Here is a 23,866-nt window from a genome sequence, read left to right as displayed (position 1 = left end):
GTTAGCGTCTCAGGAGGCTTGCTGGCGTTTGTAGATGCGGGCGGCGCGCGCTTTGAGGGCGGCGGCGCCGGCGTCGTCGTTATTGGCTTCGGCCAGCAGGGCCAGGTGGCACAGGGCTTCGTAGTGGTCGGGCTGCAGGTAGATGCAGCGCTTCCAGTAGTCGGAGGCCATTTGCGGTTTGTTGGTTAATTCGTTCAGCAGGCCGAGGATGAAATAGGCTTCGGCCGATTCGGGATGCTGGGCCAGATGGTCGCGGCATTTGTTCTCAGAGGCCTTGATGTCGCCAAGGTCGGCCAGACGGCGTGCTTCGGCCAGCAGGTCGACGGCGGCGGGCGGCGCGGCAGGAGCTGCTGCCTTGGCCGGCGCGGTGACGCGTGCGCGTGGCGCGGGAACCGGCAGGGCAGGTGACAAGACAGGCGGCATTGAAGGCGGCGAAGCGATGCTGCGCGCAGCGCGCGGCGGCAGGGCCTTGCTTGGCGCGTGGGCCGGCTTGCGCGCCGGTGCTGCGGCTTCCTTGTGCAAGCCGAACGCTTGGTTGTATTGCAGCGGTGAGAAACCATGTTGGCAGAACGACGGCACTTCGGCATAGCCGGCAAACAGCTGGCCGTCGTCCATCAGCAGCGCTTCCAGTTTGGCGATGGCGGCCTTGGTGGTCGGCTTGTCGAAGTAGATCAGCAGGTTGCGGCAAAAGACCACGTCGTAATAGCCGCTGCGCGTGCTCAGGTCGAACTCCAGCAGGTTGCCTTGTTTGAAGCGCACCTGCTTGCGTATGGTGTCGTTGATGCGGTAGTCGCCGTCGCCGGCGTTGGTGAAATGTACATCGCGGAAGGTCAGGTCCTGCGCGCGGAAGGCGTTGCGGCCGTAGATGCCGCTCTTGGCACGCGCCACGCAGGTCGGGCTGATGTCGAAGGCGTCGACCATGAAGTTATCGGGCGGGATGCCGGCATCCGTCAACACCATCGCCATGGTGTACGGTTCCTCGCCGCCCGCGCAGGGAATCGAGAGGATGCGCACCAGCCGCTCTTTGTTGACGGCCAGGCGCGTGCGTACAAAATCCGTCATCGCCACAAAAGCTTGCGGGTCGCGGTAGAACCATGATTCCGGCACCACCACCAGTTCCACCAGCGCGGTCAGCTCTTCTGGCGTGATTTGCTGCAGGTAGGTGTCGTGGTCGGTGGCAGAAGTTTGCTCCATGCGGTTTTTGATCGCGCGTTCCACCACCGACTTGGAGAGATTCAGTCCGGTGGCGGCGCGCAGCATGGATTGGGCCGGCGTCATAATGCGCTATCCACCGTCTGGAACAGCAGCGCGCGCAAATCGGCCGGCAGCAGCTGCGACAGCTCCACCACCTGCAGCATGCCGTTGGCGTCGCTGGCCACCTGGCCGAGGAAGGGCGCGGCCAGCACGCCGCTCGCGGTCAGCTGCTCGTCGTGCACCTCCTGTACGCCCAGCACGCGCTCGGCGCGCAGGCCAAGCTGGTGGTGCGCTCCTTCCGGCGTGACGTAGTCGGTGATGATGATGCGGGTGTCGAAATGGTCCTCGCCGCTGGGCAGGCCGCTGGCGCGGCACAAGTCGATCACCGGCACCGAGGCGCCGTGCAGGTCCATCAGGCCGGCCACGCTGTCCGGCGCCCGCGGCAACTGCTTGAGCTCCACCAGCGGCAGCACGCGCACCACATCGCGCAGGCGTAAGCCGTAACGATCGGCACCGATGTGGAAGACGAGGAGTTTCATGGGGCGCTCCGTCAGACCGCTACGGCGAAGTTGGCGACGCTGGTTTGCAGGTCGCCAGCCGCGTACTGCAGCTGGTGCACTGCCTCGCTGGTGGCTTTCAGCGATTCCACCGTTTGCTGGGTGGCGTCGTTCAGCTGCATCATGGTGGCGGTGATCTGCTCCGCGCCGACAGCCTGCGACTGCATCCCTTGCAGCACCACGTCGAACTGCGGCGCCAGTTTCTGCACCTGGTCCATCACGCCGGACAGCTGGTCCGTCACCTGGCGCACTTCGCCCACGCTACGGCGGATCTCTTCCGAGAATTTGTCCATGCCCATCACGCTGGCCGAGACGGCGGACTGCATCTCTTTCAGCATCTGCTCAATGTCCCAGGTGGAGACCGAGGTCTGGTCGGCCAGGCGGCGGATTTCGGTGGCGACCACCGAGAAGCCGCGGCCCGCTTCGCCGGCTTTCTCGGCTTCGATGGCGGCGTTCAGCGACAGGATGTTGGTCTGGTCGGCCACCTTGGTGATGGTAATCAGCACGCTGTTGATGTTGGAGGCCTTCTCCGACAGCGCCGCCAGTTTGGCGTTGATCGAGTCGGTGGCGGACACCATGTGCTGCATGGTGCCGTCCATGCGTTTCAGGTTGTTCTGCGCGTCGGCGGTGGCGTTGGTGGTGTAGTCGGCCACCGAGGTGGCTTCTTCCATGGTCTTCAGCAGCTGCGAGGTGTTGGCCGAAATTTCCTTGGTGGTGCTGAGGATCTCGATGCTGGTCTGCGCCTGCTCGATGCCGGTGGCTTCCTGCTGCTTTGCCGAGGCGGCGATTTCGGTGGCCGAGGTGGTGACCTGGATGCCGGCCTTCTGCACGTTATTCAGCAGTGCGCGCAGATTGTCGAACATGCGGTCCAGTCCATCGGCCAACTGGCCGATGGCGTCGGCACCGGTCACCTCGATCTTGCCGGTCAAGTCGCCTGATGCGGCGCGCGATACAACGCCCAGCAGCGAATCGACTTTGGACTTGAGCAGGTTGGTGGCCGCCAGTTCGTTGGCCTGGCTGTCCTGGATCGACTGCGCCATGCGGTTGAATTCCGTGGTCACGTCGCCCAGTTCATCGGCCGCCAGCACTTGCGCGCGCGCCGACTGGTCGCCGGCGGCGATCTTGTGCACGGCCTGCGTCAGGTTGTTCAATGGCGCCAGCAGCGCGCGCACCAGCAGCCATGCGATGACCAGCGATAGCACCACGCACACCACGCCGCCGCCGATCAGCACCGCACGCATATTGCCTTGCAGTTGTTCAGAGGCCTGATTGCGCAGCACCAGCAGCCGGCGTTCTTCACTGGCCGCATCGGCCAGCAGCTTGTAGATTTCGTTGACGCCCGAGGCATTCTTTGCCAGCGGGCCGGTACGGCCCATGGCATCGGCGGCGCCCGGCTTGTCGCCCATTTCCTCGCGCAGCTTGAGCTGCGATTCAATCACCTGGCCGCTCCAGACATTGGTCATCTGCTCCAGCTTCTTGAAGCGTTCCACCTGCACCGGATTATCGGCTGTGAGCTGTTGCAGCTGGCTGATGGAGCCCGGCAGATCAGAGATCTCCTTGCGCGTGCGCGTCAAGCGCTCCGGCGCGCCGGTCAGGTAGTAGCCGCGCGCTTCCACCTGTACTTGCAGCATATCGTTGCGCAGCTGGTCGATGGCTTGGATGACTTCCATCGTGTGACGGTCCCACGCATTGGCGTCCTGCAGGCTGTTGAAGCGGTTGTAAGCGATGGATAGCAACACCAGGATGATGGCGAGGATGGCGCTAAAACTGAGGTATAGCTTCTTCTTGATGCTCAAGTCTTTAAACATTTTTTCTCCAGGACTGGCGGGTACCAGCGTGCAGCTGGCATTCTCCCACACCGGCCGTTTTTAGGGTATTCAGGTCGCCACGGCGAAAGTGGCGACGCTGCTTTGCAATCCGCCCGCTGCATACTGCAACTGGTGGACCGCCTCGCTGGTCGATTTAAGCGATTCCACGGTTTGCTGGGTGGCGTCATTCAACTGCATCATGGTTTCGTTGATCTGCGATGCGCCGATGGCCTGCGACTGCATGCCCTGCAACACTTGATCAAATTGTGGCGCCAGTTTTTGTACCTGGTCCATCACGCCGGAGAGTTGGTTGGTCACCTGGCGCACTTCGCCGACGCTGCGGCGGATCTCTTCCGAGAATTTGTCCATGCCCATCACGCTGGCCGAGACGGCGGACTGCATTTCCTTGAGCATCTGCTCAATATCCCAGGTGGAGACGGAGGTTTGGTCTGCCAGCCTGCGGATTTCTGTGGCGACGACGGAGAAGCCGCGTCCCGCCTCGCCAGCCTTTTCGGCCTCGATGGCGGCATTCAGCGACAAGATGTTGGTCTGGTCGGCCACTTTGGTGATTGTAATCAGAACGCTGTTGATGTTGCTAGCTTTTTCCGACAATGCCGCCAGCTTGGCGTTAATCGAGTCGGTGGCGGTGACCATGTTCTGCATGGTGCCGTCCATGCGTTTCAGGTTGCCCTGTGCTTCGGAAGTGGCGTGGGTGGTGTAGTCGGCCACCGAGGTGGCTTCCTCCATGGTTTTCACCAGGTGCGAGATGTTGGCCGAGATTTCCTTGGTGGTGCTGAGGATTTCAACGCTGGTTTGCGCCTGTTCGACACCGGTGGCTTCCTGCTGCTTGGCCGAGGCGGCGATTTCGGTGGCTGAGGTGGTGACCTGGATACCGGCCTTCTGCACGTTATTGAGCAGCGCGCGCAGGTTGTCGAACATGCGTTCCAGTCCTTCGGCCAGTTGGCCGATGGCGTCGTCGCCGCGCACGTGGATTTTTCCGGTCAGGTCGCCGGCGGCTGCTTTCGAGACCACGCCCAGCAAGGAGTCGACCTTGGCGCGCAACTGGTTGGAGGCCGCCAGTTCTTTTTCCAGGCTGTCCTGGATCGACTGCGCCATCTGGTTGAAGGCTGTCGATACCTGGCCCAGTTCATCATTGGAGCTTACTTCCACGCGCGCGCTTTGGTCGCCGCGGGCGATGCGCTCCACCACAGCATTCAGGCGTACCAGCGGTGCGGCCAGCGCCTGCGACAGCAGCAAGCCGATGGCGATGGCCAGCACGGTGCAGATGCCGCCGCCGACTACCAGCAGCAGTGTCATGGAATCAGCCAGCCCGTTGGTGGTCTTGCTGCGTTCCGCCAGCAGTTGTTCTTCCTCGTCGGTGATTTCCTTTAGCATGCGGCGCGCTTCCAACACCGTGCGCGTGCCGGAGATCACGTCGGCTGGATTGACCGATTGCGCGCTGACGCGGCGCTTTTCCAGCTGCGGCTTGACCACGGTGGCGAGCCAGTTGTTGATGAAGGGCGTGAAGCGTTTCAGCCGCTCCTGCTGGTGGGCGTTGTCAGAGGTGAGCTGGGTGATTTTGGCCAGGTGCTGGTGCAGGATGTCTTCTTCGATGCCGATTTGCGGTGTGATGCTTTCGTCGCCGGTGATCAGGAAGCCGCGCACCGAACTTTGTATCTGCACCATCGCGGTATCGATCTCGCCCGCTTCGATCAGCACTTCCAGTGTGTGCCGGTCCCACCCGCTGGCGATGGAGAGTTTGCCGAAGTTGGTATAGGCCAGCACCAGCAGCACCACGATGATGACGACGATGGCGCCGAAACCGCTGGCGAGTTTTTTCTTGATACTGAGGTTTGCTAGCATGTTGGCTCCACTCCCGATCAGACAGTGAAGCCAATGTATCAAAAAAATGGCCGCTCAGCGAGCGGCCATTCTTGGATGCTGCGAGTGTGGCTTATTGACCGCGCTTCAGGCGTGCGTTGGCAGCGATGCGCATGCGCAGCGCATTCAGTTTAATGAAGCCACCGGCATCGGCTTGATTGTAAGCGCCGCCGTCTTCGTCGAAGGTGGCGATGTTCATATCAAACAGCGAGTCGGTCTTCGAATCGCGCGACACGACGATGACGTTACCCTTGTACAGCTTGATGCGCACCCAGCCGTTCACGGTGGCTTGGGTGTGGTCGATCAGGGTTTGCAGCGCGACGCGCTCCGGCGCCCACCAGTAGCCGTTGTAGATCAGCGATGCGTAGCGCGGCATCAGGTCGTCCTTCAAGTGCGCTACTTCTCGGTCCAGCGTGATCGATTCGATGGCGCGGTGGCCTTTCAGCATGATGGTGCCGCCAGGGGTTTCGTAGCAGCCGCGCGACTTCATGCCGACGTAGCGATTCTCGACGAGGTCAAGCCGGCCGATGCCATGCTTGCCGCCCAGGCGATTCAGTTCGGTCAGCACGGTGGCTGGCGACATGCGCACGCCGTTGATGGCGACGATGTCGCCTTTTTCGTATTCCAGGTCGATGTACTCGGCTTGATCCGGCGCGGCCTCAGGGCTCACGCTCCAGCGCCACATCGATTCTTCGGCTTCGGCGCTTGGGTTTTCCAGGTGGCGGCCTTCGAACGAGATGTGCAGCAGGTTGGCGTCCATCGAGTACGGCGCGCCGCCGTTCTTGTGTTTCATGTCGATAGCGATGCCTGCGTCTTCTGCGTACTTCAGCAGTTTTTCGCGCGACAGCAGGTCCCATTCACGCCATGGCGCGATCACTTTGACGCCTGGTTTCAGCGCGTAGGCGCCCAGTTCGAAACGCACTTGGTCGTTGCCCTTGCCGGTGGCGCCGTGCGAGATGGCGTCGGCGCCGGTCTCGTTGGCGATCTCGATCAGGCGCTTGGCGATCAGCGGACGCGCGATCGAGGTACCCAGCAGGTATTCGCCTTCGTACACGGTGTTGGCGCGGAACATAGGGAACACGAAGTCGCGCACGAATTCTTCACGCACGTCGTCGATGTAGATGTTCTCAGGCTTAATGCCGAACTTCAGCGCCTTGGCGCGTGCCGGTTCCAGTTCTTCGCCCTGGCCCAGGTCAGCGGTGAAGGTGACGATTTCGCATTGGTAGTTATCCTGCAGCCATTTCAGGATGACGGAGGTATCGAGGCCGCCCGAGTAGGCGAGGACTACTTTTTTAATGTCGCTCATGCTAGTTCCAATGTGTGTGTTGAATTAGTTCTTGTCGATGCGGCCGAGGAGCAGGTACTCGATCAGCGCTTTCTGGATGTGCAGGCGGTTCTCCGCTTCATCCCAGACCACCGATTGCGGGCCGTCGATGACGTCTGCCGATACTTCTTCGCCGCGGTGGGCCGGCAGGCAGTGCATGAACAGCGCGTCCGGTGCGGCGCGCGACATCTTGGCGCTGTCGACGATCCAGCCGTCGAAGGCTTTCAGGCGGGCGGCGTTTTCTTCTTCGTAGCCCATGCTGGTCCAGACGTCGGTGTTGACCAGGTGCGCGCCTTCGCAGGCGTCGGACGGATTGGCGAACAGCGTGAAGCGGTCGGTGGAGACCAGCGACATGTCCATCTCGTAGCCGTGCGGCGTCGAGACGTTGACGTGGAAGCCGAAGACTTCGGCCGCTTGCAGCCACGAATACAGCATGTTGTTGGCGTCACCGACCCACGCTACGGTTTTGCCGGTGATCGAGCCACGGTGCTCGATGTAGGTGAAGATGTCGGCAAACACCTGGCACGGGTGATGTTCGTTGGTCAGGCCATTAATCACCGGCACGCGCGAATTGGCGGCGAAACGCTCGATGATGTCCTGGCCATAGGTACGCACCATGATGATGTCGCACATGCGCGACATGACCTGGCCGGCGTCTTCCACCGGTTCGCCGCGGCCCAGTTGCGAGTCGCGCGTGTTCAGGTAGATGGCGGCGCCGCCCAGCTGGTGCATGCCGGCCTCGAACGAGAGGCGGGTGCGGGTGGAGTTTTTATCGAACACCATGACCAGCGTACGGTCGATCATCGGGTGATAAATCTCGTAGTTCTTGAACTTGCGCTTGATGAGGTGCGCGCGCTCGATAACGTACTCGTACTCTTCCAGCGTGAGGTCGGAAAACTGCAGGTAATGCTTGATCGGTTTTTGGATAGGCATAATGACAACTGACAGATGGCTACGGCTTAACCGAACAATTATAAAGGCAATTCGGCGGATAGGGCTAATCGCCGCAGATTATGCTGTCTATACAAATGATTTAATTGTAGATTTGCGTGGCGGCCGGCTGTTGGTGCTCGGGCGCGGTGAGGGGCAGGTCCAGCGTGAAGATGGTGCCATCGCGCGCGCTGTGCACGGAAATCAGGCCGCCCATAAGCGAAGTGACAATGTTGTAGCTGATCGACAGTCCAAGCCCGCTGCCGCCCTGTCCCAGCTTGGTGGTGAAGAAGGGATCGAAGATGCGCGACATGTGTTCCGGTGCGATGCCTTTGCCGTTGTCGCGGAAGGTCACCAGCACCCGGCCGTCCACCGGGCCCTGCGCGCGCAGCCACATGCTGCCGCTGCCGGCCTGCGTGAAGGCGTGCAGCAGGGCGTTGTTAATGAAGTTGGCGATCACCTGGCCGTACGGACCTGGATAGCTGTCCAGCATAATCGTGTCTGCCACCTCGATCTCGATACGGTGACTGGAGGCGCGGATGCGGTTCATCATGGTGGCGATGACTTCCTGCGATACCTGCGCCAGATTGAACTGGCGCCGCTGTTCGGTGGTGCGGTCGACCGCCACTTGCTTGAAGCTGTTCACCAGGTTGGCGGCGCTGTTCAAGCCGCGCATCACCAGTTCATGTGCGGTGCGCGCGTCTTCAAAATAAGTCGCCAGCGACGAGCGTTTCAAACCGGCGCCGTTCATCTGCGCTTCCAGCTCCTCGGTTTTTTGCACCAGCGTGCTGGCGATCAGCAGGCTGTTGCCGATCGGCGTATTCAGTTCGTGCGCCACGCCGGCCATCAGCGCGCCCAGCGCCGCCAGTTTCTCCTGCGAGACCAGCTGCGTTTGCGCATCCTTCAGCTGGCGATAGGCTTCGGCGTTATCAAGCGCGATGGCGCCGTAAGCGCACAGGGTGCGGAAGATCAGGCGCTCGCGCGGGCCGTAGGCGTTGGACAGCGTGCACTGCACCGTCATCACGCCCAGCGTGCGTTCGCCCACCAGCAGCGGCACATACAGCGCGCTGGCCATCAGCTGGGTGCCGGGAGCGAGGAAGATGTCGTCCGGGCCGGCGTCGGCAACGTAGATCTCGGCCCGCTCGCGCAGGCTGCGGGCGGCGTTGGCGTGCGGGTTGTCGATGGCGATGGTGTTGCTGGCCAGCGGCTGGCCGTTCTCGATGCCGAACACGCGGCTGATGCTGTCGTGGCCCGGATCGCACATATAGACCGCCAGTGAATTGGCTGGCAATAGCGCCTGCACGTGGCGGTCCAGCGCCTGGAACACGGCCTTGGCGTCGAGGTGGGTGGTAATCTCCTGGCCGATGGCGGACAGGCGCTCCAGCGTGGAGGTAGTCTGCTGCAGCAGCTGCACGCGGCGCGCTTCGGCAGCCGCCAGTTCGCGGTGGTGCAGGCCTTCGGCGCGCGCGTGCTCGGTCTGGTGCTGCACCTGCATGGCGATGGCGCGGTTGGTGGCGTCCTGGCTGTGAGTTTTCTCGCGCGCGGCGGCAGCCAGTTGTGCCGATGCGTAGGCGCGCTGGTAGTCGCCGATCTGCGCATACTCGCGCGCCAGCGCATCGTGCAGGTCGCCGGGCAGGGTGTAGCCGCTGATGTGGCCCGCCACCGCCAAGGCCTGGTGCAGGAAGTGCAGGGTGGCGTTGGGCTCCGTCATGCCGGCCGGCGTGGGCAACTGGTGGCGCAGGTGGATCAGCGACTTTACGCGCAGCGCGGCCACGTGGTTGTAGCGGTTGGCCTGCTCCTGCGCCAGTAGCGCCGCCTGTTCGGCCATCGTCATCGCTTCCTGCGGACGGTCGAGGAAGCACAGTGCGTGCGCCTGGCCGCGCCGCGCGATGCTTTGGAAGTCGGCGTGCTGCAAGGCTTCGCCGCGCACCTGCAGCTTGCGGAAGGCGTCCAGCGCGGCGGTGTAGTCGGCCTTGTCGAGCGACAGGTCGCCCAGGTAATGCAGGGCGGTGGCGTAGCTGCGCGCGCTGGACATGGGCGTCAGGATCTCGAGCGCTTCCTGCAGCAGTTCCTCGGTGGCGTCGAGCCGGCCGAGGCGGCGCATGGTATCAGCGGTGTGCATCAAACAGGCGCCGATGCTGCGCGGCCAGCCGGTGGGACGCGCCAGGTCGAGCGCACTCTCCATCCACTCCAGCGCTGCATGGTGGTCGTTGAGGATGGTGAAATCGAGGCCGATGTTGATGGCGGCGGTGATGGCCATGCGCAGCTGGCCGGTTTCCAGCGCCGCTTCGTAGCAGCGCAGGTAGTGCGCGGCAGCGGCGCCAAAGTCGCTGGCCTGGCTGGCGGCCAGGCCGTAGTAGTCGTAGATCCAGCTGGCGACGGCGGGCAGTTTGGCGTCGTCCTGTGTGAAGCGCTGGCCCCAGCGCTGCTGCGCGCTGGGCAGGTCGTGCAGCACATGCCAGCGGGCGTTGACGGCATCGGCGATGGCGCAGCGCTGGACGTCGCCGGCGATGCGCGCGGCGGCGGCCATCTGTTCCAGTTCGGTGACGGCGCGCGCGTGGTCGCCGTGGTCGATGGCGATCCAGGCGCGCAGCCAGTGAGCGTCGGCGCGGCCGAGCGGATGGTCGAGGGAGGCGAAGCGTTCGCCGACATCGGCGGCTAGCTGGTCGGCGTCTTCCAGCTGGCCGGACAGCCATGCGGCTTCGGCGCGGATCAGCAGGAAGCGGCTGGCGATGGTTTGCGTGTCCGCGGCCGGCAGGCTGGCCTGGTCCAGCAAGGACAGGCCTTCGGTGGCCAGGGCCAGCGCCCGCGCCGTGTCGCGCTGGCGCAGGTGCCAGGCTAGCGGCAGCAGCACTGGCAGGCGCGCAGGGCCGCGCAGGGGGGGCAGGGATGCCTCCCAGTCGGCCAACGCGTCGTCGAGCGCAAACATGTCCATCACGGGTCCTTGGGCTAATTGCCTCAAGGCATTATAGACACAAACTCTTGTTTTTAATACAGGGTCTGTGAAGATTCATGCAAGAGCTGGCCGTACAGCGTATGCCGCATTCTGGCGATCTTACCTTCCTCCACGGCGGCCAGCACGGCACACTGGGGCTCGATCAGGTGGCGGCAGTTGTAGAACTTGCAATGCCCGAGGTAGGGCGCAAATTCAACGAAGGCGCGTTCCAGCATGCCCTCGCTCAGGTGGTAGAGGCCGAACTCCTGGAAGCCCGGCGAATCGATGATGGCCGAATCGGGCCCCAGCTCCGGCAGCGTGTACAGCCGGGTGAAGGTGGTGGTGTGCTTGCCGGTGTCCAGCGCGGCCGAGATCTCGCGCACGGCGATGTCGGCTTCCGGGATCAGCAGGTTGATCAACGAGGACTTGCCCATGCCGGACTGGCCGATCAGGATCGACGATTGGCCGGCCAGCAGCGGTTTCAGGATGGCCAGGGTTTCCTCCGGCGTGGCCTTGGCCGATACTTCATGCACCGGGTAGCCAAGCGCGGCGTATGGCGCCACCCGTTCGCGGGTGCGCGCCAGCGATTCGACCACGTCGGTTTTATTCAGGATCAGGTGGGCCTTGATGCCGGCCGCGTCGGCTGCCACCAGCGCGCGCGACACCAGGTCGTCGGTGAAGCCGGGCTCGGTGGCGACCACGATGAACAGCTGCGTCAAATTGGCCGCCAGCAGCTTGGACTTGTACTGGTCCGAGCGGTACAGCAGCGTCTTGCGCTCTTCGATCTTGTCGATCACGCCCTGGTCGGGCGAGGTCATGGTGATGTGGACGATGTCGCCCACAGCCACATTGGTCTTCTTGCCGCGCGTGACGCATTGCAGCTTGAGGCCGTCCGACTCCGCCAGGTAGTGGCGGCCGTGAGCGGCGATGATGGTGGCTAGACGTTGTTTGTTCGATGCGTTGTTCATTATTGCACCGCCAGATTCAGTTGACGGATGCGCACGCTGGCCGGCGGGTGCGAGTCGTAGAAGGCCGAGTGCAGCGGGTCCGGCGTCAGGGTGGAGGCGTTATCCTCGTACATCTTGACCAGCGCCGACACCAGGTCGCGCGCGTCGGTGTGCTTGGCGGCGAAAGCGTCCGCTTCAAATTCGTGCTTGCGCGAGGTGAGCGAAGTCAGCGGGCCAAACAGGAAGGTGAACACCGGCAGCACCAGCATGAACAGCAGCAGCACCATGGCGTCATTGCTCTGGCCCGGCAACGCCAGCGGATTGACACCGAGGCCGTCGTAGAACCACGGCTGGGTTTTCAGGAAGCCGAGCAGGGCCAGGAAGCCGAGCGACATGGCAAACATCACCACCACGCGCTTGACGATGTGCTTGAGCTTGAAGTGGCCCAGCTCGTGCGCCAGCACCGCTTCAATTTCCTGCGGCTGCAAACGCGCCAGCAGCGTATCGAAGAATACGATACGCTTGGCCGCGCCGAAGCCGGAGAAGTAAGCATTGCCGTGCGCGCTGCGCTTGGAACCATCCATCACGAACAGGCCCTTGGAGGCGAAGCCGACGCGCTGCATCAAGCCTTCGATACGGGCTTTCAGCGATTGGTCTTCCAGCGGCGTGAACTTGTTGAACAGCGGTGCGATCACGGTTGGGAACAGCACCATCATCAGCAGCTGGAAGCCGCTCCACACCATCCAGGTGTACAGCCACCACAGGTCGCCGGCCTTGCCCATCAGGGTCAGCACCACCCACGCCAGCGGCAGGCCGATGGCCGCGCCCAGCAGCGAACCTTTGACCAGATCGGCAAAGAACAGTCCCTTGCTCATCTTGTTGAAACCGAAACGTTGTTCAAGCTTGAACTGCTTGTAGTAATCGAACGGCAGGTCGATGGCGCCGGAAATCAGGGCGAACGCGGCCAGCAGGGCTAGCTGGTAGGCCATACCCGGGCCGGTGGCCTGGAAAATCTGCAGCGACAGCCACTGCAGGCCACCCAGCAGGGTGAAACCGACCAGCACCAGGGTGTTCACCGCCAGCGTCAACAGGCCGAACTTGGTGCGCGCGATGGTGTAGTCGGCCGCCTTCTGGTGAGCGGCGAGGCGGATTTTTTCAGCGAATTCGGCCGGCACGGCGCTGCGGTGCGTCAGTACATGACGGATATGACGCGAGGCCAGCCAGAAGCGGACCAGCAGGGTCAAAACAATGAAAGAAACGAACAAAATCGAAAACGCGAGTGAATACATTCTGTGCCTGTGAGAAAATGGCGGATTCGGATTAATTTAGCCAAGAGAGAATTATGTCACAAGCTACAGATTTGCCAGAAGGTTCCGCTGCTGCGCCGGCGACGCCGCGCCAGAACGAGTTCAACCTGGTATGGGTGGATATGGAAATGACCGGCCTGGAGCCGGACACCGATCGCATTATCGAAGTGGCAATGGTCATCACCGACATGCACCTGAACGTGCTGGCCGAGGCCCCGGTATTTGCCATCCACCAGTCGGACGAAACGCTGGACAAGATGGATGCCTGGAACAAGGGCACGCACGGCCGCTCGGGCCTGGTCGACCGCGTGAAAGCATCGACCGTGACCGAGGCTGCGGCGGAAGAAGAGCTGATCAAGTTCATGAAGCTGTGGGTGCCGAAGGGCAAAGCGCCGATGTGCGGTAACACCATCGGCCAGGATCGCCGTTTCATGGTGCGCTACATGCCGAAGCTGGAAGCCTTCTTCCACTATCGGAATATCGACGTCTCGACCTTGAAAGAACTGGGCAAGCGCTGGAATCCTTCCATGGTCAGCGGCTTCAAGAAAGCGCAGAAGCACACGGCGCTGGCCGACATCGTGGAATCGATCGAAGAACTCAAGTACTACCGTGAGCACTTCATCAAGCTGTAAGCACTCGAACGCCGGCCGATGCCGGCGTTTTTGTGTGTGAGTACTGTGGCGTACATAGGCGTGTGATCGCGTGGGTTAAAGTCAGGCTTTGCTCATCAATGCTGCGACGCTGCCATGATTCGTCCCTATTTTTTACTCGCTATCGGCGTGCCGGTGTTATTGCTGGCGCTAGCCGCCTGTTCGCCGCTGACCGCGCTCAACGCTTTGTCGCCGGGCGGCGCGTCTGAATGCATTGAAGGCGTTGCCTATGGCGATGGCCCGCGCCGCAAGCTGGACATTTACCGGCCACGCAGCCAGAGCGGCACGGCGCCGGTCGTGGTGTTTTTCTACGGCGGCAACTGGGTAAGTGGCGCGCGTGGCGACTATGCGTTTGTCGGCCGGGCGCTGGCCGCCCGCGGCATCGTAGCGGTGATTGCCGATTACCGGCTCTATCCCGAGGTGAGCTATCCAGAATTCCTGCGCGACGCCGCACGTGCGGTGGCGTGGACCGCACGCGAAGCGCCGCGTTATGGCGGCGACCCGAAACGCCTGTATGTGATGGGGCATAGCGCTGGCGCCTACAACGCCGCCATGGTGGCACTGGACCCGCGCTGGCTGGCAGAGCAGGGCATGTCGCCCTCGGCCTTGCGCGGCTGGATCGGCTTGGCCGGGCCGTATGATTTTCTGCCGATCCAAAATCCAACCACCAAGCCGGTATTTCATTTCCCGGCCACGCCGGCGGATTCTCAACCTGTCCATCATGTGAGCGCGGCAGCGCCGCCGGCCTTGCTGATCGCTGCGCGCCAGGACAAGCTGGTGGACCCGGTGCGCAACACTGGACAACTGGCGATATTGCTGCGCGCGCAGCAGGTCCCGGTGCAGGAACGCTATTACGATGCGGTACGGCACACCACGCTGGTCGCCTCCATCGCTGCGCCGCTACGCTGGCTGGCGCCGACGCTCGATGATGTAGCGGACTACGTGCTCAAACCGCCTGCATGACCAAGGGCACGGCGCGCGCCCAGCGGTTGGACGAGAGCGAGAAGGTCAGGGCGTGTACCTGGTGATACCAGCCTGCCGGGACGTACAGCATGTCGCCAGGTTGGACAATCACCTCAACCAGATTGGCCTGGCGCGCCAGCGGATACCGTTCGTAGTCCGGCGCTTCCGGATCGAAAGGCGAGCCGAACAGGATGGCGTTGGCCTCTTTGGGATACAGGAACTCATCGTGATGCGGCGGCGCCAGGAAGATGCGCTTGGTGCCCCAGATCTGCGCGAAGATATTGTCGTCGTAATCGCAATGCAGCGGTGTGACCGTGTCGGCCGGGCCGATCCAGAAACGCGGCGGGCCCATCTTGTCGAAGAAGGTGGGCCAGTGGCACATGCTATTCAACTCTTTCAACTCAAGATTGCCAAGATAAGGCGGCAGGCCTTCGGTGCGCTCGGCGAGATCGAGATACTCGGCCATCGTCATATCCTGCATGGCGCGGTCCGGCGCGAAAGCGGTGCCGATGTAATCGCCAACGCGTGCGCGCACCGGCATGTGGCCGTGGCGCTCGCGCAGGATGGATGGCTGCTGCCTGGTCAACGGCCAGCGCCCCACAATACCCTCGACCAGGAACGGCAGGTTCAGCGCAGCGCGCGCACGAAACGCCGCGGCATCCAGCAACCCAACGCGTGGCACCTCAGTGATATGCGGCAGCCGGCGCGACGCCAGCTTGATGGCCTCGCGCATCTCATGAATCGACGCCACCCCGCGCACCTGCGCATCGCGCTGCTCGCGCGCCAGCTTTTTGGCAGCCGCTTGCTCCGGCGTCTCAGCCGCCAACGCGCGCGGCGGCAGTTTTTGTTTTCCTAACATCTTTTCTATCTTCGTTCAGTTACAGGCAGAACTTTAACAGTAATGCCGGGGCAAATGCAGAATGCGGTAGCGCAGACGTAACTTTCATTCGCACACAAAAGACAACACGCCGTTCGGCTTGTTGGCGCGCAGGGCTTCGGTGAGGTGGCATTGTCTGGCTTCGGCCGGGATGCGCTTGGCGAGCAGGATGCGCGAGTGGATGTAGACACAGGCTGCCCAGTACGGCGCGAAGTCGGGCGGCAGGCGCCAGCTGGTGATTTCGGTGTCGGCGGTCTTCTCGCTGTGGTCGGGGGCGAGGTTGCCGCCGTCGCTCGGATGCTGGGTGTACACGGCCACCGTTGTCAGCGATGCCGGCGGCAGGTCGGCATCCTGCACCAGTTCCCACGTCTTGTCCGCTACCAGCGTAGTTTGTTCGATGTCGATCACGCGCGGGCAATCAAAAATCAATGGCATGGCGACGAGGAGTAGGGCGTGCATGGCGGCTCCCTTAGGCAAGGTGGGCCTTCCTTTATAGAACCGATGTCAGTCGAAGGTATTGATCTGCTTCAGAACGCCTGCCACACCAGCCACGCATTGGCGCTGGAGATCACCACGAACAGGAACCACGACAGCGCCGTGGTCCACCACGCATTCACAAAATTACCCATGATGCGCTGCTGCGACGTCAGGCTAATTAGCGGATACATAGCAAACGGCAGCTGCATGCTCAGCACCACCTGGCTCAACACCAGCAGCTTGCCCACCGAATGCTCACCCAGCGCGATCACGCCTATCATGGCCGGGATCAGCGCCAGACCGCGCGTGATGGCGCGCCGCTGCCAGCACGGAATCTTCATCTTCAGGAAGCCTTCCATGATCACCTGCCCGGCGATGGTGCCGGTGAAAGTCGAACTCTGGCCCGACGCCAGCAGCGCCAATCCGAACAGGATGGCCGCCAGCGCCGTCCCGGCCACCGGCTCCAGCAGGCGATAAGCGTCATCGATATCCAGTACGCGCGTGTTGCCCGGCTCGTAAAACGCAGCCGCTGCCAGCACCAGGATGGCGCCGTTAATTAGCAGGGCTAGCAGCAGCGACACCACCGTATCAATGCGCGACAAGCCGATCGCCTGCCGCTTGGCCTGGTCATGCTTGCCCACCACGCGCGTCTGCACCACGGACGAATGCAGGTAGAGATTGTGTGGCATCACCGTCGCGCCTAGGATGCCTATGGCCAGATAGAGCGGCTCGCGCGACGACAGTGCGCTCAACGACGGCACCATGCCCGCCGCCACCGCATGCCAGTCCGGCTGCACGAACAGCAGCTCCGCAAACAGGCACAGCGCCACCGTCAGGATCAACCCCAGCACAATCGCCTCGACTTGCCGGAAACCTTTGCCTTTCAAGCCCAGCACGATCAGGGTATCGAGCGCCGTCAGCGCTACGCCGACTGGCAGCGACACGCCCAGCAGCAGCTTGAACGCCAGCGCGCAGCCCAGTACCTCGGCCAGGTCGCAGGCAATGATGGAAATCTCGGCAAAGCCCCACAGCGCCTTGCCCACGGCGGGCCGGTACTGCTCGCGGCAATGCACGGCCAGATCCTTGCCAGTGACGATCCCCAGCCGCATGCTCAGGCATTGCAGCACAATCGCCGCCAGGCTGGACAGCACCACCACAAACAGTAATTGATAGCCGAACTGCGAACCGCCTTGGATGGCGGTGGCCCAGTTGCCCGGGTCCATGTAGCCGACCGAGACCAACAGGCCAGGGCCGGCAAAGCGCAGGACTTTTTTCCAGAACGGATCGCCCTCCGGCACGGCGACCGTGCCCGCTACCTCAGACGGGCAGAACGGCGCGGTCGCAGTGGTGGGCAGTTTGAAGGTCATTCAGCCGAGTCGGCGCCGTGACATTTCTTGTACTTCTTGCCGCTGCCGCAAGGGCAGTCGTCGTTGCGGCCGACTTTCGGCTCTTCGCGCTTGACGGTTTCCACGCCGGCCTTGCGCAGTGGCAGCCAGAACTTGTAGATGTTCGGCAGGTTGGCTTCCAGCTCCAGACCCAGCTTGTGGGCCTTGACCGGATCTTCCACCAGCGCCAGTTCTTCCTCTTCGATCTCGTCGGCGCCCAGCAGGTACACCGGACGCATCAAGGCGGACTGCTCCGAATCCCAGATCGGCTGCCACGAGCCCGGACGCAGCTCCATGCCTTCCCAGAAGCCCCAGCACCAGGCTTCGGCGTTGATCAGGGTCTGGCCTTCGTGATCGTGCTCGACGAACAGCGGCTCGAATTCCTTCGGCGCCACTTCAAACGTCACCAGCACTTCGTTCATGAAGCGCATGATCAGCTCGGTGATGCGCGCGGCTTCCTTCTCGTGCTTGAAGGACGGCACGTCGGTATCTTCCTTGCCCCAGACTTTCTTCAGCCATTCGGATGGCATGATCGGTTCCGGGCCGATGGCGATGGCGGTCAGGTAACCGTGCAGCATGTCCATCGTCATGGCATCTTCAGGAGTGCGGTCGGACAGCAGGAAGCTGTCCAATTCGTCGAATTCTTTATCGCTCAGTGGCTGATCGAGTTGCATATTTTGCTCTTTTTATTTGGGGGAATCTGACAGTATACACGCCGCGCCCCGTACAATGGCGGCTATGACTGCACCCCACCCATATTCCGCCTTGAGCCCAGACTGTGTGCTCGACGCCCTCGACAGCATCGGCCTGCGCGGCGATGGCCGCCTGCTGGCGCTGAACAGCTACGAAAACCGTGTCTACCAAGTCGGCATCGAAGACGACAAACCGCTGATCGCCAAGTTCTACCGGCCCGGCCGCTGGACTGACGAGGCCATCCTCGAAGAGCACGCCTTCACGCAGGAACTGGTGACCGCCGAAATCCCGGTGGTGCCGGCGCTGGCGCTGAACGGCAGCACGCTGCATCACTATGAGGGCTTTCGCTTCGCGGTCTTCACCCGCCACGGCGGCCGCGCGCCTGAGTTGGGCGATCCGGCCGTGCTGGAGTGGACCGGCCGCTTCATCGCCCGCATTCACGCGGTGGGCGCGGCCAAGCCGTTCCAGCACCGCCCGGCACTGGACATCGCCAGCTTCGGTACCGAACCCTGCGAATTTTTGCAAGCCAACGGCTTCATTCCACCTGACCTGAAAGAAGCCTACGCCAGCATCGCCCAGCAAGCGCTGGACGGCGTGCGCCGCTGCTACGACCGCGCCGGCGAACTGCCGCAACTGCGCCTGCACGGCGACTGCCACGGCGGCAATGTCTTGTGGACCGACGCCGGCCCGCACTTCGTCGACTTCGACGACGCCCGCATGGGCCCGGCAATTCAAGACCTTTGGATGATGTTGTCCGGCGAGCGCGCCGAGCAAGTGCGCCAGATGGGCGACATCCTGGCCGGCTACGAGGATTTCTGCGAATTCAACCCGCGCCAGATGCATCTGGTGGAGGCGCTGCGCACGCTGCGCCTGATCCACTACTCGGCCTGGCTGGCGCGGCGCTGGGACGACCCGGCCTTCCCGGCGGCTTTCCCCTGGTTCAACACCCAGCACTACTGGCAAAACCGCGTGCTGGAACTGCGCGAGCAAGTCGCGCTGATGGACGAGCCGCCGCTGCCAATTTGAGGACTTGATGCGGTAGCGGCAACTGCATCCGGGCGCGCGGCGCCAGCCAAGGACAGTTGTTCATCCTCATCCAGCGTGCTGGCTTGGCTGTGAATAATTTCTAAAGAAATTGGGCTGCACAATCAACGCCGTATAAACGTACGGTGAATGCTGTCATTTACGATAAATTTACTGCGGGATCACGCATCTTTATAAAACCTTTAGGTGACCGGCGCTAAGCTTGCAGCTGGTTTAACTAGGAGGACGCAGTGATGTACGACGAGACTTTCGATCCACGGCGCAGCGACGATGGCTATGAAGAATCTTTTGCGGTTCAACGACTGTTGCGGTCGCAGCGCAAATCGCTGTGGGCCGGCTATGTCGTATTCATGGTGATCGCCCTTAGCGCCTGCGTGCAATTGCTGATCACTTGCTTGTACACCCAGTAAGCCAACCTGAGAATTAGCGGGCTTTTCCGCTTCTTCTCACGCTTAGGCTTGCTTGTGGGCTACATGATAATGAGAGCTCGGAAATCCAACTGCGAGAACTCTCATGCAAGCACAACTGACCCAACCAGACCGCGCGAACGACTTCGATTTGCTCCCGATCCCTTTGGTCTCGCTGCATGAGGTGGACGAGCCCACCGCCATGCCCATGCCACGGGCGGCGATGGAAATGAAAGCCATCCAGGAAGCCATCGCCCGGGTAGAAGCCGAAGCCAAGGCCGCCTGCGCCGCCGAAAGCCGCGCCCACGCCGAAGCCCGCGCCCGCGCGCTGGCCGAAGACCGCGCCGCCATGGACAACGCCGCCGCCGCCGTCGCGCTGCAGAACGCGCAAGCCTCGGAAGATGCGATTGCCGCCAACAAGGAACGCCTGGAATCGCTGCGCGCCGCCGCCCAGGCCAGCGTGGCGCGCCTGGACGCCGTCAAGCAGGAAACCGCCGAACTGCGCGCCCGCGCCGAATCCGACAACCAGATCCGCAAAGCCGCCGAAGTGCGCGCCAAGGCCGAAGAAGAAAGCCGCAAGCGCGCTCACGAACACATCGCCACCGAAGCCGAACTGACCGAACAAGCCTCGCGCGCCGCTGCCGATCTGCAGGCGCACACCGAGCAAGCCCGCATGCAGGCCGCCGAACGCGTGGCCGCAGTGCAGGCTGCGAAAGAAGAAGTGGTCGGCATCGCCACCGCCGACGCTCGCGTCGCCACCTTGGCGCGCGAACGTGAACGCCACGCCGCCGGCGCCCGCCAGACCGCGCAGCAGCTGGCCGAAGCGGAATCGGACGCACTGGAACTGACCAAGCAGCGCGAACGCGCCGATCAGGTGGCATTGGAAGCGGCCTTCAACCGTTCCGCCGCCGAAGTGCGCGCGCTGGAAGAAGCCCGCGCGCTGGCCCATCTGGAGCAGGAACGCGAGCAGATCGCCCAGGCCAAGGCCGAATCCGAGCGTAGCGCCGCGCAATCGCTGCGCCTGCGCCTGCAAACCGAAAAAGAAATCCGCGACGCCGCCATCCACCGCGAGCGCATAGAGTCCGTGGCCGCCGCCAGTGCCCAGGCGCGCCGCGAAGCCGACGCCCGCATCATCGCCGCCACCGAAGCGCGTATCGAAGTCGACAACCAGCTGCGCGCCGTCGCACTGGCCCGCGTGCACGCGGAAGAAGAAGCCGAGATGGCCACGCTGGCCAAAGTGGAAGCGGAAGCCGCCGCATTGGAGCAAGCCAAGCAGCGCAAGGCCGCCGACGAAGTCGCCGCCGAAGCCGCCCGCACCGACGCCGTTGAGCAGCAACGCGCCGCCGGCCTGGCCGACCAGCGCGCCGCCATGTCGCGTGCTGCCGCCGAGCTGTCGGCCAGCCAGAACGACGCCGAACAAGCCGAAATCGCCACGCTGGCGCAGCACGCTGAAGCGCAACAAGCTGCCAACGCCGTCGCCGTCCAGCGCGCCGAGCAAGCGGCACAGCTTCTGCAAGCCGAACAGGCGCGTGCCGCCGCTGAACAACAAGCCATCGCCTCGCTGAAAGAAAAACTGGCCGCCGAACAGCGCGCCACCGACGCCGCCCAGCAGCGCATCGCCGCCGAGCGCGCGCAAGCCGACGCCTTCCGCCAGCAGCGCGAAGCCGACCAGCGCCTGACTGACGCCGCCAACCAGGAAGCCGAAGCAGCGCGCCTGATGGCCGCCCAAGTGTCGGCCGAAGCAGAACAAAAAGCCATCGCCGCCCAAGCGCTGGCAGCGCAAGCCAGCCTGGCCGTGGAACTGGGCGTGGTGCACGCCGACCGCGCCCGCGTCGAGCAAGAGAAAGCTGCCAAGGCTGCAGAACTGCTGCAAGCTGAACGGGAATTTGTCGAATGCGAGCGCAAATCGCTGGCGCTGATCGACCAGAAACTGACCCAGCAGCGCATCACGACTGCCTCGGAAGTACGCGCCTCGCAAGCAATTGCCGGCCGTCTGGAAGCCGAGAAAGCCGTCGCCGCCAGCGCCCGCCAACGCGCGGTTGAGGCCGAAGCAGAAACCGGAGCCATGCACGAACGCGAACTGGCCGAGCAAGCCGCCGCGCAAGCAGCAGCCGAGAAAGCCGCCGCACAGAAAGCCCTGCTGGAAACCGCCCAGGCGCACGCCGCGATGCAGCGCAAAGTGGCCGACACCACCGCCGCCATGACCGCGACCAAGCAGAAATTACTAGAACTGGAAACCCGCCGCCTGGCTGCCGCACAGAAAGTGCTGGCCTCGGTGCAAGCGAAAGTAGTGGCGGAGGAAGCGCTGGCAGTGGAAAGCGGCACCGTCGTCGCCACCCTGGACGACGCCCGTGCCCGCAAAGAAGCCGCCCGTCAAACGGCGCCAGCCGAAACCACCCAAGCCGTCTGGCGCTCGCGTTAAAACCCGGGGTCAGTTCTGCCAATCGTACACGGGCTCATGTACCAATGGCAGAACTGACCCCGGATTATGGCTGGGTGACGACCTTGGTGACGTAGTACTCGGTCTCGCCGAAGCACTGGGTCGGCACGCCTTTGTGCTGGGCGTAGGTCAGTACCACGCGCTTGCCGGTGGCGGCGGTCAGGTCGGCCGCCACTTTGTCATCGCGCACGCTGAACTGGAATTTTTCCGGGATCGCACCCGGCATCGAGGTCAGCAGGATCTCGCCTTCCCATGTTTTGCATACCCAGCCGCGCGAGGAAAACTTTTGCAGGTAGCCGGCGCGCTCGCCGTCCGAATAGGAAATGTGCAGCATGGCCGAGGTATAGCCGGCCATCAGCAGCAGGGCGGCGGCCAGCAGGCCGAAAAAGTACAGCAGGATGCGTTTAGGTGTGGTCATAAGCGTTCTTGGTTAGGCAACGTTTCACATCTTATCACGCTGCGTTCAGCCGTTTATGCCGTACCGACGACCACAGCGATACCGCAATAAACGCCACGCCGGACAAGCCGGTAATCCACTCCGGAACGTGATACTTCACGTTAGCCAGCATGATCACAGCGAGGATGCCAATCGCGTAGTGCGCGCCGTGCTCCAGATAGACGTATTCGTCCAGCGTGCCCTTGTGCACCAGGAACACGGTTAGCGAGCGTACGAACATGGCGCCGATCGCCAGCCCCAGCATGATGATCACCACGTCCGAGGTAATCGCAAATGCGCCGATCACGCCGTCAAAGCTGAACGAAGCGTCCAGCACTTCCAGGTACAGGAAGCCGCCGATGCTGCCGCGTGCCACGGCGGCCACCACCGGCGAGACGCCGGCCTCGGTGGTGTCGTCCTCATCGTCCGGTTCTTCCTCTTCCAGCAGGCTGCTGATCCAGCCCACCGCCAGGTAGACGATCACGCCGACCACGCCAGCGGTCAGCACCTGGTATTGCTCATCTTCGCCCACCAGCGACACGCAGCCGAACACCGCCAGCAGCGCCAGCAGCACGGACAGGCTCTGGGTGCCGTGCTGGCCCATTTTCTTTTCCATCCAGCCCAACCAGTGCAGCTCTTTCTGGTCGTCGAACAGGAAGTTGAGGAACACCAGCAGCAGGAAAGCGCCGCCGAAGGCCGCCACCTGCGCGTGGGCGCCGGTCAGGTGGCGCGAGTATTCTTCCGGCGTGGTGGTGGCCATATGCCACACGTCGAGCAAGCCCATGCCGGTGGCCAGCGAGACGATCAGCAGCGGGAACACCAGCCGCATGCCGAACACGGCCACCACGATGCCGACCGTCAGGAACAGCTTGCGCCAGAATTCATTCCAGTGCCGCAGCACCGAGGCGTTGACCACCGCGTTGTCGAATGATAGCGACACTTCCATGATGCCCAGCACTGCGGAAATCCACAGCGCCTCAATCAGGCCGCTCACGCCGCCATGCTGGTAGCCCCACCAGCCGGCCAGGGCCATGAGGATGAAGGTGACGGCGAAGGATATTCTGAAGTGCTGCATTGTTATCTTTTTTGAAATTGGAGAGTAGGGTGAATTTTATAATACTTGCTTCCGCCGCTGGGGAGGCATCTGCCATAATGTCGCCACAAAAATGCAAAGGACTCCCACGATGGACATCGCTTATCTCGTCACCCCGCTGGTCACCTGGCTCACGGTCGGTCCGATCAAATTCCTGATTAATAGCGCCAAGGCGCGCAAGTGGGCCTTCAACCTGGTCGGCAACGGCGGCTTCCCGAGCAACCACAGTGCCGTGGTATCGAGCATGGCGACCCTGATTGCGCTGCGCGAGGGCATCGGCCATCCGGCCTTCGGCGTGGCCGTCACGCTGTGCTTTATCGTGATTATCGACGCCAACAGCCTGCGCCAGCACGTCGGCAAGCAAGCCGCCGCCATCAACCGTATCGCCAAGGAGGACGGCGGCCACAAGTGGCTGCGCGAGCGCATGGGCCACACCGTGGTGGAAATCGCCGGCGGCCTGACCACCGGCATCATCATTGGCCACCTCATCAACGCCGTGTTCGGACGCGGTTAAAACT

21 protein-coding genes are annotated in these 23,866 nt (G+C 62.8%); 6 read left to right on the top strand and 15 right to left on the bottom strand.

What is annotated here, in order from left to right; all coding sequences use genetic code 11:
- Positions 1-9: 9 nt before the first annotated feature.
- The 9 genes from GTP46_RS26590 to GTP46_RS26550 all read right to left on the bottom strand — a co-directional run bounded on the left by GTP46_RS26590 (position 10) and on the right by GTP46_RS26550 (position 12,865).
- Complete coding sequence (locus GTP46_RS26590) at positions 10-1,278, bottom strand: CheR family methyltransferase (RefSeq protein WP_161009647.1); 1,269 nt, start codon at positions 1,276-1,278, stop codon at positions 10-12.
- Positions 1,275-1,733, bottom strand: a complete 459-nt coding sequence (locus GTP46_RS26585; RefSeq protein WP_161009646.1) for a chemotaxis protein CheW — start codon at positions 1,731-1,733, stop codon at positions 1,275-1,277. Before GTP46_RS26585 ends, GTP46_RS26590 begins: the two co-directional genes overlap by 4 nt.
- A gap of 11 nt (positions 1,734-1,744) precedes the next feature.
- On the bottom strand, positions 1,745-3,559 hold the full coding sequence (locus GTP46_RS26580) for a methyl-accepting chemotaxis protein (RefSeq protein WP_161009645.1): 1,815 nt from the start codon (positions 3,557-3,559) through the stop codon (positions 1,745-1,747).
- A gap of 69 nt (positions 3,560-3,628) precedes the next feature.
- The gene (locus GTP46_RS26575; protein WP_161009644.1) at positions 3,629-5,422 is read right to left on the bottom strand and encodes a methyl-accepting chemotaxis protein; all 1,794 of its coding nucleotides are present in this window, start codon (positions 5,420-5,422) and stop codon (positions 3,629-3,631) included.
- Positions 5,423-5,513: 91 nt separating this feature from the next.
- Positions 5,514-6,746 (bottom strand): argininosuccinate synthase, encoded by a 1,233-nt coding sequence (locus tag GTP46_RS26570; protein WP_161009643.1) that lies wholly within the window; start codon positions 6,744-6,746, stop codon positions 5,514-5,516.
- A 24-nt stretch (positions 6,747-6,770) separates the two neighbouring features.
- Positions 6,771-7,697: an ornithine carbamoyltransferase gene (gene argF / locus GTP46_RS26565; protein ID WP_161009642.1), complete on the bottom strand. Its 927-nt coding sequence runs from the start codon at positions 7,695-7,697 to the stop codon at positions 6,771-6,773.
- Positions 7,698-7,797: 100 nt separating this feature from the next.
- Complete coding sequence (locus tag GTP46_RS26560) at positions 7,798-10,629, bottom strand: ATP-binding protein (RefSeq protein ID WP_161009641.1); 2,832 nt, start codon at positions 10,627-10,629, stop codon at positions 7,798-7,800.
- A 53-nt stretch (positions 10,630-10,682) separates the two neighbouring features.
- A complete protein-coding gene (rsgA, locus tag GTP46_RS26555; RefSeq protein WP_161009640.1) occupies positions 10,683-11,597 on the bottom strand; it encodes a ribosome small subunit-dependent GTPase A in 915 nt (304 codons plus the stop codon).
- A complete protein-coding gene (locus GTP46_RS26550) occupies positions 11,597-12,865 on the bottom strand; it encodes a M48 family metallopeptidase (protein WP_161009639.1) in 1,269 nt (422 codons plus the stop codon). Before GTP46_RS26550 ends, rsgA begins: the two co-directional genes overlap by 1 nt.
- A gap of 53 nt (positions 12,866-12,918) precedes the next feature.
- On the opposite strand from GTP46_RS26550, the gene orn reads away from it, so the two are divergent.
- Together orn and GTP46_RS26540 are read left to right on the top strand one after the other, a co-directional pair.
- Entirely contained in the window at positions 12,919-13,515 is a 597-nt protein-coding gene (gene orn, locus GTP46_RS26545) for an oligoribonuclease (protein WP_161009638.1), read from the top strand.
- Between the two features lie 114 nt (positions 13,516-13,629).
- Entirely contained in the window at positions 13,630-14,496 is an 867-nt protein-coding gene (locus GTP46_RS26540) for an alpha/beta hydrolase (protein WP_161009637.1), read from the top strand.
- On the opposite strand, the gene GTP46_RS26535 is transcribed toward GTP46_RS26540, so the two are convergent.
- The 4 genes from GTP46_RS26535 to GTP46_RS26520 all read right to left on the bottom strand — a co-directional run bounded on the left by GTP46_RS26535 (position 14,480) and on the right by GTP46_RS26520 (position 17,909).
- On the bottom strand, positions 14,480-15,355 hold the full coding sequence (locus GTP46_RS26535; protein ID WP_161009636.1) for a cupin-like domain-containing protein: 876 nt from the start codon (positions 15,353-15,355) through the stop codon (positions 14,480-14,482). The genes GTP46_RS26540 and GTP46_RS26535 overlap by 17 nt on opposite strands.
- A gap of 84 nt (positions 15,356-15,439) precedes the next feature.
- On the bottom strand, positions 15,440-15,832 hold the full coding sequence (locus GTP46_RS26530) for an STY0301 family protein (RefSeq protein ID WP_161009635.1): 393 nt from the start codon (positions 15,830-15,832) through the stop codon (positions 15,440-15,442).
- 68 nt (positions 15,833-15,900) lie between these two features.
- Positions 15,901-17,217, bottom strand: coding sequence for an Nramp family divalent metal transporter (locus GTP46_RS26525; RefSeq protein WP_161009634.1), 1,317 nt, complete (start codon positions 17,215-17,217; stop codon positions 15,901-15,903).
- Complete coding sequence (locus tag GTP46_RS26520; RefSeq protein ID WP_161009633.1) at positions 17,214-17,909, bottom strand: UPF0149 family protein; 696 nt, start codon at positions 17,907-17,909, stop codon at positions 17,214-17,216. The genes GTP46_RS26525 and GTP46_RS26520 overlap by 4 nt, the downstream gene beginning before the upstream one ends.
- Before the next feature lie 55 nt (positions 17,910-17,964).
- On the opposite strand from GTP46_RS26520, the gene GTP46_RS26515 reads away from it, so the two are divergent.
- The 3 genes from GTP46_RS26515 (at position 17,965) to GTP46_RS26505 (ending at position 21,801) form a co-directional block, all read left to right on the top strand.
- Positions 17,965-18,954 carry a serine/threonine protein kinase gene (locus GTP46_RS26515; protein ID WP_161009632.1) on the top strand — a complete coding sequence of 330 codons (990 nt, stop codon included), beginning with the start codon at positions 17,965-17,967 and terminating at the stop codon, positions 18,952-18,954.
- 251 nt (positions 18,955-19,205) lie between these two features.
- The gene (locus GTP46_RS26510; protein ID WP_161009631.1) at positions 19,206-19,382 is read left to right on the top strand and encodes a hypothetical protein; all 177 of its coding nucleotides are present in this window, start codon (positions 19,206-19,208) and stop codon (positions 19,380-19,382) included.
- Positions 19,383-19,485: 103 nt separating this feature from the next.
- A complete protein-coding gene (locus GTP46_RS26505) occupies positions 19,486-21,801 on the top strand; it encodes a coiled-coil domain-containing protein (protein WP_161009630.1) in 2,316 nt (771 codons plus the stop codon).
- A gap of 64 nt (positions 21,802-21,865) precedes the next feature.
- Here GTP46_RS26505 and GTP46_RS26500 read toward each other — a convergent pair whose 3' ends face one another.
- Positions 21,866-22,237: a DUF8785 domain-containing protein gene (locus GTP46_RS26500; RefSeq protein ID WP_161009629.1), complete on the bottom strand. Its 372-nt coding sequence runs from the start codon at positions 22,235-22,237 to the stop codon at positions 21,866-21,868.
- A gap of 34 nt (positions 22,238-22,271) precedes the next feature.
- Positions 22,272-23,330: a DUF475 domain-containing protein gene (locus GTP46_RS26495; RefSeq protein WP_161009628.1), complete on the bottom strand. Its 1,059-nt coding sequence runs from the start codon at positions 23,328-23,330 to the stop codon at positions 22,272-22,274.
- Between the two features lie 109 nt (positions 23,331-23,439).
- On the opposite strand from GTP46_RS26495, the gene GTP46_RS26490 reads away from it, so the two are divergent.
- The gene (locus tag GTP46_RS26490; RefSeq protein WP_161009627.1) at positions 23,440-23,862 is read left to right on the top strand and encodes a divergent PAP2 family protein; all 423 of its coding nucleotides are present in this window, start codon (positions 23,440-23,442) and stop codon (positions 23,860-23,862) included.
- Positions 23,863-23,866 lie beyond the last annotated feature (4 nt).

Origin of the sequence: Duganella flavida (assembly GCF_009857445.1) — a bacterium.
GTDB classification, from domain to species: domain Bacteria; phylum Pseudomonadota; class Gammaproteobacteria; order Burkholderiales; family Burkholderiaceae_D; genus Rugamonas; species Rugamonas flavida.
This window is presented reverse-complemented; position numbering and strand designations above follow the sequence as displayed.

Excerpts from the sequence above, each read along its gene's own strand:
- GTP46_RS26590 (WP_161009647.1), bottom strand. The coding sequence starts at position 1,278 with ATGACGCCGGCCCAATCCATGCTGCGCGCCGCCACCGGACTGAATCTC.
- GTP46_RS26585 (WP_161009646.1), bottom strand. The coding sequence starts at position 1,733 with ATGAAACTCCTCGTCTTCCACATCGGTGCCGATCGTTACGGCTTACGC.
- GTP46_RS26580 (WP_161009645.1), bottom strand. The coding sequence starts at position 3,559 with ATGTTTAAAGACTTGAGCATCAAGAAGAAGCTATACCTCAGTTTTAGC.
- GTP46_RS26575 (WP_161009644.1), bottom strand. The coding sequence starts at position 5,422 with ATGCTAGCAAACCTCAGTATCAAGAAAAAACTCGCCAGCGGTTTCGGC.
- GTP46_RS26570 (WP_161009643.1), bottom strand. The coding sequence starts at position 6,746 with ATGAGCGACATTAAAAAAGTAGTCCTCGCCTACTCGGGCGGCCTCGAT.
- argF (WP_161009642.1), bottom strand. The coding sequence starts at position 7,697 with ATGCCTATCCAAAAACCGATCAAGCATTACCTGCAGTTTTCCGACCTC.
- GTP46_RS26560 (WP_161009641.1), bottom strand. The coding sequence starts at position 10,629 with ATGGACATGTTTGCGCTCGACGACGCGTTGGCCGACTGGGAGGCATCC.
- rsgA (WP_161009640.1), bottom strand. The coding sequence starts at position 11,597 with ATGAACAACGCATCGAACAAACAACGTCTAGCCACCATCATCGCCGCT.
- GTP46_RS26550 (WP_161009639.1), bottom strand. The coding sequence starts at position 12,865 with ATGTATTCACTCGCGTTTTCGATTTTGTTCGTTTCTTTCATTGTTTTG.
- orn (WP_161009638.1), top strand. The coding sequence starts at position 12,919 with ATGTCACAAGCTACAGATTTGCCAGAAGGTTCCGCTGCTGCGCCGGCG.
- GTP46_RS26540 (WP_161009637.1), top strand. The coding sequence starts at position 13,630 with ATGATTCGTCCCTATTTTTTACTCGCTATCGGCGTGCCGGTGTTATTG.
- GTP46_RS26535 (WP_161009636.1), bottom strand. The coding sequence starts at position 15,355 with ATGTTAGGAAAACAAAAACTGCCGCCGCGCGCGTTGGCGGCTGAGACG.
- GTP46_RS26530 (WP_161009635.1), bottom strand. The coding sequence starts at position 15,832 with ATGCACGCCCTACTCCTCGTCGCCATGCCATTGATTTTTGATTGCCCG.
- GTP46_RS26525 (WP_161009634.1), bottom strand. The coding sequence starts at position 17,217 with ATGACCTTCAAACTGCCCACCACTGCGACCGCGCCGTTCTGCCCGTCT.
- GTP46_RS26520 (WP_161009633.1), bottom strand. The coding sequence starts at position 17,909 with ATGCAACTCGATCAGCCACTGAGCGATAAAGAATTCGACGAATTGGAC.
- GTP46_RS26515 (WP_161009632.1), top strand. The coding sequence starts at position 17,965 with ATGGCGGCTATGACTGCACCCCACCCATATTCCGCCTTGAGCCCAGAC.
- GTP46_RS26510 (WP_161009631.1), top strand. The coding sequence starts at position 19,206 with ATGTACGACGAGACTTTCGATCCACGGCGCAGCGACGATGGCTATGAA.
- GTP46_RS26505 (WP_161009630.1), top strand. The coding sequence starts at position 19,486 with ATGCAAGCACAACTGACCCAACCAGACCGCGCGAACGACTTCGATTTG.
- GTP46_RS26500 (WP_161009629.1), bottom strand. The coding sequence starts at position 22,237 with ATGACCACACCTAAACGCATCCTGCTGTACTTTTTCGGCCTGCTGGCC.
- GTP46_RS26495 (WP_161009628.1), bottom strand. The coding sequence starts at position 23,330 with ATGCAGCACTTCAGAATATCCTTCGCCGTCACCTTCATCCTCATGGCC.
- GTP46_RS26490 (WP_161009627.1), top strand. The coding sequence starts at position 23,440 with ATGGACATCGCTTATCTCGTCACCCCGCTGGTCACCTGGCTCACGGTC.